The organism is Pseudomonas sp. HD6422 (assembly GCF_025377065.1).
GTDB lineage: Bacteria > Pseudomonadota > Gammaproteobacteria > Pseudomonadales > Pseudomonadaceae > Aquipseudomonas > Aquipseudomonas putida_U.
This window is the reverse complement of the sequence record NZ_JAHWIW010000022.1, coordinates 1-15,318: the sequence shown is the minus strand read 5'-3', so window position 1 is coordinate 15,318 and position 15,318 is coordinate 1. Positions and strand designations below refer to the sequence as shown.

11 protein-coding genes and 1 pseudogene are annotated in these 15,318 nt (G+C 57.4%); 5 read left to right on the top strand and 7 right to left on the bottom strand.

Annotated elements, in window-relative coordinates; genetic code table 11:
- Nucleotides 1-9 precede the first annotated feature (9 nt).
- The gene (locus KY379_RS16740; RefSeq protein WP_261240985.1) at nucleotides 10-6,270 is read left to right on the top strand and encodes a DEAD/DEAH box helicase; all 6,261 of its coding nucleotides are present in this window, start codon (nucleotides 10-12) and stop codon (nucleotides 6,268-6,270) included.
- 213 nt (nucleotides 6,271-6,483) lie between these two features.
- Here KY379_RS16740 and KY379_RS16735 read toward each other — a convergent pair whose 3' ends face one another.
- From KY379_RS16735 to KY379_RS16710, 6 genes are all read right to left on the bottom strand, one after another.
- Nucleotides 6,484-6,663, bottom strand: a complete 180-nt coding sequence (locus tag KY379_RS16735) for a hypothetical protein (RefSeq protein ID WP_261240984.1) — start codon at nucleotides 6,661-6,663, stop codon at nucleotides 6,484-6,486.
- A 10-nt stretch (nucleotides 6,664-6,673) separates the two neighbouring features.
- Complete coding sequence (gene radC / locus KY379_RS16730) at nucleotides 6,674-7,171, bottom strand: RadC family protein (protein ID WP_261240983.1); 498 nt, start codon at nucleotides 7,169-7,171, stop codon at nucleotides 6,674-6,676.
- Nucleotides 7,143-8,090, bottom strand: a complete 948-nt coding sequence (locus KY379_RS16725) for a hydrolase or metal-binding protein (RefSeq protein ID WP_261240982.1) — start codon at nucleotides 8,088-8,090, stop codon at nucleotides 7,143-7,145. Before KY379_RS16725 ends, radC begins: the two co-directional genes overlap by 29 nt.
- A gap of 90 nt (nucleotides 8,091-8,180) precedes the next feature.
- Complete coding sequence (locus KY379_RS16720; RefSeq protein WP_261240981.1) at nucleotides 8,181-9,185, bottom strand: YqaJ viral recombinase family protein; 1,005 nt, start codon at nucleotides 9,183-9,185, stop codon at nucleotides 8,181-8,183.
- Between the two features lie 75 nt (nucleotides 9,186-9,260).
- Nucleotides 9,261-10,229, bottom strand: a complete 969-nt coding sequence (locus tag KY379_RS16715) for a DUF932 domain-containing protein (protein WP_261240980.1) — start codon at nucleotides 10,227-10,229, stop codon at nucleotides 9,261-9,263.
- Between the two features lie 94 nt (nucleotides 10,230-10,323).
- Entirely contained in the window at nucleotides 10,324-10,653 is a 330-nt protein-coding gene (locus tag KY379_RS16710; RefSeq protein ID WP_261240979.1) for a hypothetical protein, read from the bottom strand.
- A gap of 204 nt (nucleotides 10,654-10,857) precedes the next feature.
- On the opposite strand from KY379_RS16710, the gene KY379_RS16705 reads away from it, so the two are divergent.
- The 3 genes from KY379_RS16705 (at nucleotide 10,858) to KY379_RS16695 (ending at nucleotide 11,760) form a co-directional block, all read left to right on the top strand.
- Nucleotides 10,858-11,046, top strand: a complete 189-nt coding sequence (locus KY379_RS16705) for a type II toxin-antitoxin system Phd/YefM family antitoxin (protein ID WP_409977281.1) — start codon at nucleotides 10,858-10,860, stop codon at nucleotides 11,044-11,046.
- Nucleotides 11,047-11,206: 160 nt separating this feature from the next.
- Complete coding sequence (locus KY379_RS16700) at nucleotides 11,207-11,479, top strand: CopG family ribbon-helix-helix protein (RefSeq protein WP_020309275.1); 273 nt, start codon at nucleotides 11,207-11,209, stop codon at nucleotides 11,477-11,479.
- Nucleotides 11,467-11,760 carry a type II toxin-antitoxin system RelE/ParE family toxin gene (locus KY379_RS16695; RefSeq protein ID WP_010953434.1) on the top strand — a complete coding sequence of 98 codons (294 nt, stop codon included), beginning with the start codon at nucleotides 11,467-11,469 and terminating at the stop codon, nucleotides 11,758-11,760. The genes KY379_RS16700 and KY379_RS16695 overlap by 13 nt, the downstream gene beginning before the upstream one ends.
- Here the strand turns inward: KY379_RS16695 and KY379_RS16690 are convergent.
- Nucleotides 11,754-13,163, bottom strand: coding sequence for a tyrosine-type recombinase/integrase (locus KY379_RS16690; protein WP_261240976.1), 1,410 nt, complete (start codon nucleotides 13,161-13,163; stop codon nucleotides 11,754-11,756). The two genes, KY379_RS16695 and KY379_RS16690, sit on opposite strands and share 7 nt — an antisense overlap.
- 2,008 nt (nucleotides 13,164-15,171) lie before the next feature.
- On the opposite strand from KY379_RS16690, the pseudogene KY379_RS16685 reads away from it, so the two are divergent.
- Nucleotides 15,172-15,318, top strand: a pseudogene (locus KY379_RS16685) (transposase); the annotation flags it as partial.

The window sequence follows — 15,318 nt, the reverse complement described above, 5'->3', positions numbered from 1 at the left end:
GGGTTTTCAATGCGTTACTTCAGAGACTTGATCGAACAGAGCCTCAACCGTACGCGTGAGGCAACACTGGGTGTGCTGGGCATCAACCATGCGGGACTACGTCACCACCTTAGCGAGAACATGGTGGATGAGTTGGGGGCTGACGGCTGCTTTCTGGCTCCACCAGTGTTTGAGCACACCTTTGGCTGGCAAGAGTCCGACAAACGCTTGCAGGATTTATCGCCCAGCCTGCTCTCTGAGAGTCTACTGGGCACCCTGCAGAATGCCCACGCCTATCAATTCCCGAAAAGCGCGAAGCCCTACGTCCACCAGCTTCATGCCTGGAGCATGCTTCTAGCTGACAAAGCAAAATCGGTGGTGATTACTAGCGGCACCGGCTCGGGCAAGACGGAATGCTTCATGGTGCCGATCCTCGAGGATCTCATTCGTGAGCGTGAGCGGAACAAGGCGCCTTTGGTTGGGGTAAGGGCACTATTCCTCTATCCATTGAATGCGCTAATCAATTCCCAGCAAGAGCGCTTGGATGCCTGGACGCGGGCTTATGGCCAGGACATTCGATTCTGTCTCTATAACGGCAAGACCGAAGAGACGGAGGGCTTTGTACGTAAAGAGCAGGCCCTGAAGCCTAACCAGATCCTTTCCCGCCAACTGCTGCGCAAGGAGCCTGCCCCCATCCTGATGACCAACGCCACCATGCTGGAGTACATGCTGGTACGTCAGGTGGACAATCCAATCTTGGAGATTTCCAGACAACAGCAATCTCTCCGCTGGATCGTCCTCGATGAGGCGCACACATATATCGGCTCACAGGCGGCTGAGATGTCGCTGTTACTGCGGCGCGTGGTTCAGGCATTCGGCAAGCATCCCGAGCAGATTCGCTTTGTGGCCACGTCCGCCACTATTGCGGGCGCCGATGCCGAAGAGCGCTTGAAGCATTATCTGGCCAATCTCGCAGGCGTAAGGCTTGAACAGGTCGAAGTCATCAGTGGCTCGCGAGTCTGGCCCGATCTGCAGTTTCACAAACCGCAGCGCACACTCACCTTGGAAGATATTCAGGCTGTTGAGCCTGATACTGAGGCATCCATTGCTCGCTTCGAAGCACTGTGTCAGCACCCCATCGCCCAAACTCTCCGCCACGCCGTGGTCAGTTCACCCAAGCCGCTGGATCTCAACGACCTTATTCGTTCCGTCAGTGACCTGTTGCAGGGCAACACCGTGCTGGCTCGACAACAGGAGGTTCTGGACTGGCTAGATGTACTCACCGGCACTCGGTTGGCCCCCTCGGAGCCTCCTTTCTTGAAGATACGTGCCCACTTCTTCCAGCGCATGCTGAATGGTCTATGGGCCTGCGTTGATCCGAATTGCAGCACGAAGTCCCAGCACCTGTTGGACTGGCCATTTGGCAATGTCTACGTCAATCAACGCGCCCGCTGTGAATGCCAGGCCCCAGTCTACGAGTTGGGTTTCTGTGATGACTGCAAGACGCCACATTTGATTGCGGAAGATCGCAGTGGCGAGCTTCACCAGCTCAGCCCCTACACCGGCGATGAGTTCTCCCTGAGCTACGAGCACGGAGAAGAGGATTCACCTTCAGGTAGTGCAGTTACGGGCCCCAGCCACAAGACGCCCGTTCAACGCCTTGTAATTGCCGGCTTACCTGCGGCTCATGAACCCTATCAATCTGATCGGATCGATCTTGAAACCCTGAAGGTCGGCAGTCTGGTGGGGCAGAAGCCTCTTCATATTGTTTTTGCTGAAGAAAAACAGGCCTGCTGCAGTGAATGCGAGCATGCGTTTCCAGATGGCCGGAGCTTCCTGAGAAAAGCCTATTTGGGGGCGCCATTTTACGTGGCGAATGCGGTTCCAACCGTATTGGAATTCTGCCCTGATCCCGATAAGGAAGACTGTGATGGCCGATCCCCAGAGGAGCTACCAGGGCGCGGACGCAAGCTGATCACCTTCACCGATAGCCGCCAAGGTACTGCGCGCATGGCGGTACGTATGCAGCAGGAAGCAGAGCGCTCTCGTCTTCGTGGCTTGGTATTTGAGACGCTGCGTAATGCGCAGGCCAAAATCGATAGCCAGCCGCAGGATGTGCCTACTGGCGATTACGATGCACTTATTATCCAGGCGGCCAACCTGGAGAAGCTCGGTATGGCGAGTATGGCGAGCGATCTTCGTACCCAAGCAGAAGCTATGCGCTCAGGAAGCCTGGCGCAGGATCGTGTTGCCGCAGTTGACTGGGAGCAAATGGTTCGAGAGCTGGCAGCCACGAAGGATATTGAGCAATCCATCCTTGAGTACAACCGCTATGCCAACCCGGCCCTGTTCGATGGCAGTCAAGGCGGCACAACGATGGCGCGCTTGTTGTTGGCCAGGGAGTTTGCCCGTCGCCCGAAGAGCCAGAACAGCACGGAAACTCTGGGTCTGGTTCGTGTTAGCTACAAAGGCTTGGAAACGATAAACAGTTGCCCATCGCTCTGGGAGCAGACCACAGCGATATCATCGACTGGCGACCCCGGCAGCAAATCTAAGCTGACGCTCAAGGACTGGCAGGACTTTCTAAAGGTTGCACTGGACTTTTATGTGCGGGACAACACCTTCGTACGCTTGAACCGAGACATGCAGCTTTGGATGGGCAGTCGATTTACACCTAAGTCTCTTTTCCCGCCGAAGAGTGATATTGACGAAAGCCACGTGATCAAGAAGTGGCCACAGGTCAGAGCTGGCAATCCCACGAGGTTGGTGAAACTCCTCGAGATAGCCACGGGTCTGAACCGAACTCAGAGCACCGATGCCGATAAAATCAACGGCTGGCTCGATGCCGCTTGGCACGCGCTGGTAAAGGCCACCATTCTGGAGTCTACGGATGCTGGCCATAACCTCAGGCTGGAGTCCCTGACGTTTTCATTGCCGGCCACGGGCTGGGTATGCCCCCTCACGCACCGCATTTTTGAGACAACGTTTAGAGGCCTTACGCCTTATCTTCCTATCAAGCAGCTACCGCGAGACTATCGGTGTCAACCAGTTCAGCTGGCACCTCTTAGTCGCCTGCAAGTAGATGGAAGTGCGACCGCAAAGCTAACTCAGATCAGAATGCGTGTCGGTCAGGATCCGGTAATTGAAAAACTGCGATATGAAAGCCTCTGGTCAAACCTGAGCGACAGAACGGTTGAAGGTGGTTTCTATTATCGAACCGCAGAGCATTCTGCTCAGCAGTCTGCTCAGAAACTGGATACCTACGTAGACCTGTTCAAAAAGGGCAGGATTAATGTACTGAACTGCTCCACCACTATGGAGATGGGTGTCGACATCGGCGGTATTTCTGCCGTGGTGATGAACAACGTACCACCACACCCAGCTAACTATCTTCAGCGCGCCGGGCGGGCAGGCCGCCGGAGTGAGGCACGCGCCATTGCCTACACCCTGTGCAAGGCCGATCCGCACAATCAAAGGGCATTCGCTCAGCCCAAGTGGCCATTCATCACCGCCATTCCCGCACCGAGCATCACTCTGAGTTCGGACAGGATTGTGCAGCGACATGTGAATTCGCTGCTGCTCGCCATATTCCTGCGCACTCAGACTCAAAGCGATGGTGACCGCACCAAACTGACCTTGCACTGGTTCTTTGGCGCGGATGAATCTCCCTGCCGGCAGTTCATCAGTTGGTTGGCCAGTTGCCCAGACGAGTATGCCGAACCAGTGCGCATGCTGGTTTCCGGAACTTGTCTGCAAGGGCGAGCAGTACTGTCCATCACTGCGGATACCCGAGACGCAGTTCAGGAGATTGAATGCGGCTGGCTGGAGGAGTTTCGCAAGCTCAATCACAAGCTGCTGGCTGCCAAAGATGAGCCTTACAAGAAAGCTCTCGAACTGGAAAAGAAACGTCACTGTGATGAGTATCTGCTCAGAGACCTCGCCGCCCGCGCGTTCTTGCCAGGGTACGGTTTCCCAACCGATGTGGTGACGCTGAATACCTACAATATCGAGGACTTCAAGCATAAGCGCGAGCGGAAGAGCAGTCGTGAAGACAGCGTTTTCAACAACAAGGAGCTGCCATCACGCGGGCTGAACATTGCCATCCGCGAGTACGCGCCAGGATCGCAGGTCGTTATCGATGGTCGGGTGTACCGCTCGGCCGGTGTGAGTCTTCAGTGGCATGCATCAGGGCAGGTCAACGAGGCGCAAAAGTTTGATATTGCCTGGCGTTGTTCGCACTGTGGAGCTGCTGGCGTAAAAGAAAACGCCTATACGAACAGCGCGGAGTTGACCTGTACTCATTGTGCAGCCCCCATTCCGTTCTCCGAGCAGCGCAAGGTCCTGCGCCCAGGCGGGTTTGTCACTGACTTCTATGAGTCAACAAGTAACGATATCTCGTCGCAAAAATTTATCCGAGTCGAGCGCCCGCGTATCCAGGTGGCCGGTTCCAGCATTGCACTACCTGACCCTAGCTGCGGCTTCGTCCGCTTTGGCCATGGAGGCAGCGTTTTCCATCATTCCTCCGGTGAGCATGAAAAAGGCTATGCCGTTTGCATGATCTGTGGCCGCGCTGAGTCGATGCTGGCATCAGGTGATATCCCGAAAACACTACTTCCGGATCAATCGCACCGCCCGGTGGGCGGTATTACGGGTAGTCACAAGGAGCATGATTGCCCAGGCTCATCCGTACAAACCAGTATTTTTCTTGGCTACCAGATTCACACTGACGTGTTGGAGGTGTTCTTGAAAAGCCCTCTCACAGGCCACTGGCTGGGAGCCAGCACTAAAGAGCAAGCTATCGCCATGACACTGGCAGTCGCTATGCGTGATGTGATTGCGGATCAGCTCGGTATCGCTACTACGGAGATGGGGTTTGGTTTCCGTCTGGACAAGGATCTGGAAAGCGGCCAGGCCCGCAGTGTGATTCAGTTGTTCGACGAAGTCAGTGGCGGTGCTGGTTTCGTCCTGTCTGGACTTGAAGATCTGTCGAGTTTGCTGGAGAAAGCCCGAGCGAAACTCGAGTGCCCTGTTAGCTGCGAGAATGTCTGTTCTCATTGCTTAGCAGGTCAAGACAGTCGGGTTGAGCGGGAGGAACTGGACCGCAGAATGGCGCTGAAGTGGATCCAGCAATCCGGTTTGATTGAGCATCTGGAACTGCCAGGCGATCTTTCAAGGGTTCCTGGGGTGCGTTACTGTTCAGTTGGACCGCTGCGCTACCTGAACGCTGCTATCAACAAAATCGACCGGAGTGCTGTTGGCAACTCGATAACAGTGCTATTGCAGGGCGAAGCAGATGATTGGGAGATCGATCACCCTGAATTCCGCGAGCGTCTCTTAACCTGGCAGCTCGCAGACAAATTGCCAGTCAGAATTGCACTACCTGCAGGCGCCGCACTCAGTAGCGAGCTGAAGAACAGCCTGTCGGTACTGGCTCACCTAGGGGTGACGGTGCTCGAGGTCATCAGAGGGGGTCTTCCCGAAGGCCTCTTCCTGGCGACTCAAATCACCTCTGGAGGTATTTGCAAAAGTTTGCTTTGTAACGACCCGACTCCAGTCATGCCCGGTGCTCAATGGCTGGAGGGTAACGGCAGTGCTGTCTGGGTCAGCACACAGCAATTACCCGGCCTCGAGGGCAAGGCCATCGACACGAGTGGCTGGCGTCGGCAAGAGCAGGACGCCAGGGTCATCCAGGTCACCACTGAGCTGAATGGGCCTGTGCGAGATCTGGGTAAACGGCTGCAAGTACTGATCGGTAAGCAGGCTCCAGAGGTTGCTGAACTGCTAGCGAATGACAGAGCCGTAAGCCTTAGCTATTCAGATCGATACCTGAAGTCGCCTTGGTCGTTGATGCTCCTCAGCGGATTCCTAGATATATTCAAAAATCCGGAGCTCAAGAACCTTAGCATCCAGACACTCGCTGCCAGCCCTGGGCAAATGAGCTCGCTGACATCGCATGACTGGTTAGATGCAGCGGATCAAGAGGCCGTGCTTAGCCTATGGCTGGGTAGCCAATTCTCCCTAGAGCCTATGATCGACATCAAAGAGCACGCCCGGGATCTACAACACAGCAGGGAGATTTCCGTGATTTGGGCCTCAGGAAAGCGCTGCAAGATATTTCTTGATCAAGGAATGGGCTATTGGCGTGGCCGCATGCCTCAGCGTGATCAAATGGGATTCGACTTCTACAGCGAGTGCAAGGGGCAGGCGATGCAGATGCTGGCGAAGTACAAAGATGCCAGCATGGTCTCAGGAGGGGAGTGGCCGACTTATATTAGTGTTCTTGTGGGCTGACCCATTGCAGGCGAGGACGCACAGTTGGTGATGCCTCAGGCGAAGGTGTTGTGCGAGGCCGGATGTATGGCTGCACCTACCTAGATAGCTGCTTGATCAGGAACCGTACCCGTTCAAATGGTGCTCGTGACAACACGCAAGAGACAACAAAAGAAAAATGACCAGGCAACCAGCGTGCGCAACCCTGCGGCTGCGCACGCTGATCTATGTCGCTCACTGAGGTGACTTCACCGCGCGTTTCGCCAGTCGGCTGAAGATCCAGCAAGCCAGTAGCACGGCAATCAATAGCGGCGGAAAGCGCACCATCAGAATCACCAGCAGCAGCGCCACCATGCAGCCGGCGAGGATGCCGACGAACACGAATAGCGCGGCCAGTAGCCGTAGCATTGCCATGACAGCGCCCTCACAGGTGGCCCAGTTCGGCCAGCGAAACGCAGCCTTCACTGCCGACCACGATGTGGTCGAGCGTCCTAATGCCCACCAGACTTAGAGCCTCTTTCAATTTGATGGTCAGCGAGCAATCAGCCTGGCTGGGTTCCGGATCACCGGAAGGGTGGTTGTGGACCAGCACGGTTGCCGCGGCGTTGTGCTCCAGGGCTGCCTTGACGACTTCCCGGGGATACACGCTGGTGCTGTCCAGGGTGCCCCGGAACAGTTCGTGAAAGACGATTACCCGGTGCCGGCTGTCGAGCAGAAGCAGAGCGAATACCTCATGCTCGTAATCGCCCAGCAGCGCCTGCAGGTGACTGAACACTTCCTTCGGTGAGGTCAGAGATCGTCCTCGGCGCAGACGCAGATTCGCCAACTGGCGGGCCATCAGCAGGATGTCGGTTTCGGTGACCGGCGCCTCGACCAGGTAGGTGCCAGTCGAGTCACTGGCCTTGAGCTTGTGCAGGCGCATGTTGAGCTCCTTGGTGGTTACCAATCGGTGGGGTATGACGCTGGGCTTGCGCGTCCAGCTTCTCGGCCAGGTTGGCTTTCGCAGATTGCTGGGGAGTGTTGATGGCAAGGCGGCTTTCCTCGGCGGGGTAGAGCTCCTCGACGATCGCACCGACATCTTCCTCGCTGTCCTCGAACGCGCCGTTGCCGAAGCTTCGTTTGGCCGCCTCATCCAGCGCGGCCTGGTCGAAGCCTGCCGCCTGGCGCTGCGCATCCAGCTCATTGGCGGCCTGCAGCGCCTCGGCCATGTCCATACCGCCTCGTACCGTCAGGTCGACGTAGAAGATCGGCGTGCCATGGCTTTGCCGGGTGGACTTTCCACGCAGACGCAGCTCCAGTGGTAGACAGGCCAGGCGGTTACCCGAGATAGCCTGGAGGTAATGCAGTCGAGCAGCCAGGGTGCGGATGCTGTTGAAGCCGGTGGTACGAAACACAAAGCTGCCCAGCAGATCCTCATCACCAATGACCACATTCAGTCGGCCATAGGGCTTGCAGGCACCGCCTTTGGCGAGCGGGCAGGCATCCGGCGAAGGGCAGGGCAACGACTGCATGCCGTTTGGTGTGACGCGCTTGCAGGTTTCGCCATTGCCGACGCAAACCGGCCGCCCCGATTGCCGGTCGAATAAGGTGTAGTCGGCGCGGAAATTCAGCTCGGGTTCGTTGAACAGCAGGCGCACCGGGATACTGCGTAGCTTGTCCTCCTTGCCCGGACGCAGCTCGTCGTTGAGCGGGTGCAGCAGCCAGCCGTCCTTGCCTTGTACTTGGGAGGTGATGGTGAACTGGTCATCCTTTTCTGGCAGGCGCTTGCCGTTCTTCTCGACGACCTTGCCGATGGAAATCCGCCCGAGCACCGGCGGGGTAATAGCCAGACCTTTGAGCATGGTGACTCTCCTGAAATGAAAAAAGACCAATCACGCCGCGTGAACGACGTGGACTGGCCAAGGGGAGGGAAGAGTTGATGGAGGCGGAAATCAGCCGACCAGGAAACGCCGCGCACCGGGTTTCAGCAGCGGGTATTTGGCCTGCAGGTAGGGCTTGTCCTGGAGCAGCTGAGCGACATCGAGACCGATGCTGTCCTTGGCCTTGCGCCAGCTGACGTAGCCGCTGGAGAACTCCGCCCGGCTGGCATCGCCCATGGCCTGCTGCAGCATTTGCTTGAGCTCGGCCTCGCGCTTTTCCTTGTCGGCAATCGACTGGCGAACGGCCTTGAGCTCGATGAAGGCAGCGGCCAGTCCGGCATGGCCGCTGAAGTCGATGACCTGGCCGTTGTCCTCCGGGTAGAGGCAGCGCAGCGCTGCTTCCGCAGAGGCGCTGCCATCGGCCGGCGGAGGCGTGTCGGTCTCCACGTAGTGCCAGAACTTGCGTTCCAGCTCGATCAGGCGCGCGATCATCTGCTCGTCCCGCTCGATGCGGTGGATCTCCAGCGTCTGGCCACCGAGCAGCACGGCGACATCGGCTGCCTGCTTACCGGTGACGGCGAGCTGGTGCATCACTTGCAGTTGCACATACTCGGGCACGCCTTCCTTCCAGAGGCGTGCCCCGTTTATGCCGGCTGTTTTGCATTCGAGGATCTGCACGTCGTCGGCACCGATCACCTCGCGGTCGATGTTGGCCAGCATCCAGGGCAGCTCCGGATCCGGATGTTGGAGCACGGCATTGATGCGCCGTACCTTGTTCTTCGTGCGCTTGCTGTAATGCCAGGCCACGATGGGCTCCAGCACGTTGCCCCAGTACATAGGGCTTTCCTCATCCTGAGGATCAGCCTTCGGCATGCCGGCCTCACGCCCGGTCTTTTCAATCCACAGCTCCAGTTGCGACTTGTAGGGGTTCAGTCCTACGGCTGCGGCAGCGTCCGAACTGCCAATACCTTGCTTGCGGATCTGCAGCCAGTCTTCGCGCGGCAGCTCCTTGGTGCTGATCAGGCGCAGAGCCGGACGGGTTTTGCTGGTGCTGCGATTCAATGAAGTGGCTTTCATCGTATTCACCTGCAGACATAAAAACGCCCGACCAGCACAAGGCTGACCGGGCGCGAGGGTTGATGTGAGTGAGGGTTAAGCGGCGAGCTGCAGCGCAGCATCCAGGGCGCGTTGCTTGATCTGCGCCCCCTGGCCGAACCAGGCCGAGTCCATGCGGTATTCGATGCTGCGCGCACGACGCTCGTGGTCGACGTACTCGGTCACGGCGTTGAGCAGGCCCCAGGCGGTGCCGCGTGCCGAGTCCAGCTGGCTGCCGCGGCCATGGCCTTCGTACAGTTCTTGCACCTTGCGCAGGGCGCGCTCGTTGGGCAGTTGCTCCGGCAGAGCGCCGGTCGGGCTGGTCTCGCACATCACGTTCATGAAGAAGCCCAGCGCCTCATGCCACTGTACCTTGCGCTCGGCCAGCGCACGCATGCGGTACATGAAGTCATCCCATTGCGAAACGGCAATGCCGAGTTGCTTCTTCACCGCCTTCGGATCGAAGCGGGTGTTGTGCGGCACCTTGATCGCCCGGCTGGTGCCGTCCAGGGCGATGGTCAGGGTGTTGTTACAGACCACGCGCACGGTGGTCGGTGTTGCCGTGGTGGCCAGGGTACCGTCGCAGGAGGTCGCCAGCAGCAGGTAGCCGTTAACCTGATCGTTACCCTTGAGCGTTGCGCCTTGCCCGGTACGCGCCAGCGCCCAGAACTTGCGCCCGCCCTTGAGCACGCCAGCGGTTTCCAGCTCGTAGCCGGAAACCTCGGTGAGGTCGCGGTAAAACTCGAGCACATCCCGAGGTTGCACGGTGTGGTAGCGCTGCGAGACCACTGACAGCGGTGCCTTGGTGTCTGAGCGGAAGAGCACCTTCTGCTCGGGAAAGGAGTGGATCGCGCCCAGGCGACCGACCGCATCCGACTTGAAGTGCACGGGGCTTTCGAGGATCTGCCAGTCCATCCCGGCTTCGCGTTGCCAGACTTCGATGGGCTGTTTCTGAGTGAGCTGATTGCCCAGGCCGTGCCAGGGAGTGGCGCCTGCGTAGGCCATGGTTTCGACGAGATGTGCCATGTGAACGATTCCTTTGGGCGCAAGCCGGCATAAAGCGCCGCGCCAGGCGCAGCACCGACCGGACGATTGAAATGAGAGGAGAGAAAGGGCCGGATCAGGCCGGCAGGTTGAAGCGATGACCGCAGAGCAGACAGAGGTTGTGGGCCAGGACGCGACGGTCGAGCGATTCACCGAGCTGTGCGCCAAGCGCACAGCCACCCACGCCACCGGCCAGGCCGCCGAGAATGGCGCCCGATACGGAACCGAGGGTGATGCCGACAGGGCCGGCGAACGCGCCGATAGCTGCGCCGGCCTGACCACCAGCTAGGGCAGCGCTGACGCCACGCGCAACACCGCCCACGGTGCCGATGGCGGCACCGACTTTCATGGCGTGATGGAAGGAAGCGACTTTGGGGGAGTGACAGCGGGGGCACTGCAATGACATGGGGCGAACCTCCTTGGGGCTGATGTCAGTGCAGTAATGTGTGGCTGAGATTTATTCGAATCGAATGGCGGGCCCAGTTATAAAATAAAAATGTGGCCTATCTCTATTTGAAAGTCCGTGTGGGCTTCAAGCTCATCCGGGGTAGGGATCTTTCATCCAGATTCGTCCTGCAACCCTCGGGCAATAGGGGCAAATAGGTTTTCTATGCAAAACATCTTCTCTGAGGCAGCAGTTAGCATTTCTGAGCTGAAGAAAAACCCATCCCGCATCTTGGCTGAAGCCGCAGGTGCCCCTGTAGCTTTGCTCGAGCAGGATCGTGTTATGGCATATCTGGTGCCAGCAGAGCTGTACGAACAAATACTGGAGCGCATTGACGAAGGCTCGGGCAGCTGAAAAATCCATCCAGGTGTCCTTGCAAAACCTTTGAACAGCAGATTCTCGGGCTTGGATTGGGCCATCCAGTGCTATGCCCATCTGCGTCTTCATGGACAGCACAGTTTTTTCTCTGCTACCTTATTCAAAGGTAATACCTTTAGATAACGGAGGGCTGACCATGGCCACTTCCATCAAGATTGACGACGAGCTGAAAGGGCGCATTCAGCATTTGGCCGGTTTGCGCCAGCGCTCATCTCACTGGATCATGCGTGAGGCGATCACCCAGTACGTCGAGCGTGAGGAGGCCCGTGAGAGTTTCAAACAAGAAGCGCTGGCATCTTGGGCTGCGTACCAGGAAACCGGCCAGCACTTGACCGGCCAGGAGGCTCGCACCTGGCTTGGTAGCTGGGGTACAGATGCTGAGGCAGAGCTTCCCAAGTGCCACGACTAATTGTCACTGAAGGCGCGGCGAAGGGCTTGGAGCGTTGCCGGCGATTCCTCTCCGATAAAGATCCACAGGTCGCGCGCCGTGCTGCACAGGCAATCGAGCGCCAATTCGCTCGATTGGAGGAAAGTCCGGAAGTAGGGCGTCCATTTCCAGATCTGCCCGAGCTGCGTGAGCTCATCATCGAGTTTGGTGACTCAGGTTACGTCGCGCTGTACCGCTATGAGCGCGCAGATGACACAGCCTACGTCTTGGCCTTTCGCCATCAAAAAGAAGCTGGCTACTGAGGCTGGACAGCAGCTATCGGGCTCCCGGCAAGAATCAACTCTAACTTCTCGCCCAACAAGCGCCAGGCTTCGGTCTTTTCCTTGGCGTAATCGTGGTGCAGGTAATGTCGACGTACCTTCGAGCCGCCCAGTAGATGGTTCTGGCAGCGGTCGATTATTTCCAGCGTTACCCCCAGCTCCTGCATCATCGTCGCGCCCGTGCGGCGCAGGTCATGCGGGGTCCATTCACCCTTGGTTCCCTTGCTCAGTACCAGTGAGTCGTCATGATGCCGGCCGGCCAGTGGTTTGCTGCGGTTCTTGAATCGACACTGGCGGTCTCCGATGAGCTTGCTGACAGTCTTGGTATCAACGTGGCTTCGACTATCCTTGCTGGGGAAACAGAACGGCGTATCGCCGGTTTCTTCCTGAAGGCGTTTGAACTGCGCAATGGAAAACGCTGACAGGAACACGTGGTGATCCTGGCGCTTGCCTTTATGGCCCTTGGTGGCCTCGGCAGGGATGAACCAGGTGCCCTTCTCCAAGTCCACGTACCGCCACTCGGCCTTGAGCAACTCACCGATACGACAGAGGGTGCTCAGGCAGATCCACAGAGCACACTGGACTCGCGTGTTGACTGGGCGAATACCTGAATACTTCTGGCCCGCAGGAAGCTCATCGTAGTCATTTTCTAGGCGTTCCAGCACGTCACGCAGCTCACGAATCTCGTCAGGCGAGAGCAGACGATCCCGCTGCTCTTCGTAGTCATGGTCGAGCAACTTGTTCACGTCTATCAGGTCGGCTGGATTGCCGTCAGTCATGAGGCCGCGCCATGGTTTACGTTTCTCGGCCCAGCGCAGCATCTGGCCGATGTCCTTGCTGCGGATAACGACGGTGCGGTTTAGGCCGCGAGATTTGACTGAGCGCAGGACAGCGAGCAGATCCTTTTCAGTAAGATTGCGCAGCGGCTTCTTGCCAATGAGTGGCAGTACGTCCTTCTTGAAGCTGCGGATCAGCTCGGCATTGCCGTCCTGGCGGGAGACGCCGTCACGTATCCACTCATCAAAGAGATCGGCCACTGTCTTGTTTTCTGCGGCTTCACGCTCTGCTTCAGCAATAGTGGTGGCGATTGCCGCTTGAGCCTCGATCCGTGCTGCTTTGGCGGCAAGGGTAGGGTGCAGGCCTTTGGTGACGAGTACGCGGGCTTCGTCCCGCTCAGACCGAATTTGCGCCAAGCTTTTCTTCGGCCAACTACCCAAGCGCTTCCTGGTTCGCGCTCCATCCAGCTTGAATTCATAGCTGAACTGAACCGTGATTCCGCGGACACCGGCGCGCACCTCGGCAACCAATCCTCCATCCTCACGGAAGACCTTGCCGTCATCTTGCGCTGTCAGTGCCTCCAATTGCTTGATCGTGATTTTGGACACTCTCTACCCCTAGTAAAATTCATCGCGCCCGAATTTTGTGCCACTTTTGTGCCACCAAAATGCTTGGCTGGTGGTGGATGGTATTGGACGCTATAGGATGAAAGAGTAGCCTGTAAGGCCCGTATTTGCTAGGTTTAAGCCTGTCCAGCAGTGTCCGATAGGATCTATGGGAATCCGCCAAATAAGCGCATGGGGTGCAAGGGGTCGAGTGTTCGAATCACTCCGTCCCGACCAAAAAACTCCAAAGAATCCAGTCACTTAGCGGTGACTGGATTTTTTTATGGGCGTCCTTGCGCAAAATGCGCGCAAAACTATCCAGCGAATTCATCGATATCCAGGTCTGCTTCGACCTCGGACCACACCACATCTTCGTGCCCTTCTGGTAGTTTCTGGTCATGCCTTCAGTGGTATCCGGATCAGTCGGCCAAGGTGGTGCTGGCTCCGCTGTCGGAGGTTCGCCAGCGCTTGTTGAGCGAGGGCAAGGCCGCCATCTTGGGTTGGCAGACGGTTGGCGAGCTACTGGAGTGGCTTGCTGATCGCGTCGAGCGGACCCGCAATCTGGCGAAGAGCCGCCGATGACGAAGCTTGACGCTCAGGCCTTGTACGGCGCGGTTGTGGTGTCGGCATCAGGAAGAGCCACGGCCCAGCCTTCAAGAAGACCATGATTGAGCTGGACAAATACCCTTTGTGCCATGGGAGATCCGGCCACTCATCGCGAGCCCAGCGCCGACACTGTCCATCTACAAGGCGGTAACAGCGTGGTCCATTCCAAAGCTCAAGGGCGCACGCCGGAAGGCGCCACAATCCGTGTCGGTAGACATCTCGCTGGATGCATGGGCCTGGCGACGCGAAACCACAGTCAATGCTGCGGTTGCCGCCGGGCAGGCTGCTGAGGCGCTCGAAGAGAGATATTGGAAGCCGACGGTCTGCTGGTGAAAGAGGCTGCACGATAGCCTGTTGACATCAGTGAGCGACTGAGCGAGATTATCCCCACCCTGTCATTCCTGCGCGTTGCTGAGGAGTGGCACACAAAGCCCGGCCATTGCGCCGGGCTTTTTTTGAGTTTTCGTGTACATAAGGATGTGTTGATGCGGGCTGTCACTTCCGTAACCCTTTTCGCTTGCATGCTTGCCGGTTGTTCTGGAATCCCCTCGGTCCCATATGTGGAGCCTACTCAGTCAGAGGGGATGGCGCGCATTCGCGTGATTACTAATTCCGATGTTTACGGAGATAGCATCACTGGGGGGTGCGCCCCTGCCACTCGTCATAAAATGGCTGAGGCCGGACGTTTCGCGCAGAGCGGGGGAGCGAGTATCAACTACCCTCAGTACCCCCTGAAGTCGGCAAGCATTGGGATGCCGGAAAGAGCTTCGCCTGCTCTTGTTGAATACATCCCTGCAATACGGATGGCCGAAGGCGTCTACAAAGAGGTGGTAACCGAATATCGCGTCAGGGCTGATCTACCGTTCCAAATTGCAACCCTCGGCGCGACCGTTGGTAGCTATGGCAGCACCTACGGGACCTGTGGTGCTCAGGCGGTCGTTTATAATTTGGAGCCGGGAAAAGACTACGAAGCATTGGTAGGTGTAGGCACCAGGCCAAGGAGCGATGGTGGGCAGGGGCTTGTGTGTATCCTCGCAGTTTCCGAACTGAGGCCCTTAGCTGGAAACTCAATCATATTTCCCATCAGACTGAATCCTTCTGCGCCTCCGCAGGTAGCCTGCAAAAACTAGCAAGCACATACCTATAGGGGTTTTTGTTTCCTTCGGAATTAAATAATAGACATCTTCAGGGCCTCGACAATGATTGAGGCCTTGTCGTTTTCGGCCCAACGAACTCATTGCATAGAGCTGATGTGCTGTACGGGCTGACCTTGCAGACCAGACCGAGAGTGGCCGACTTTCCCCGATGGAGCTACGATGGACACGATCAACACGAGTGATTCGGGCGGGTCAATATTACTTCGGCAAACGAGGGGTTAAGTGGGTCAGTTTTAAGTCGGCGTTGACAGCGGCGGTACACCGGTTTCGATGACAAGATCATCGCCCTGTACGCCCGTGGAGTGACGGTCAGAGAGTTCCGAGCCTTTCTGTCCGAGCAGTATGGAACCGACGTCTCGCCTGATTTCATCAGCTCTGTAACTGACGAGGTCATG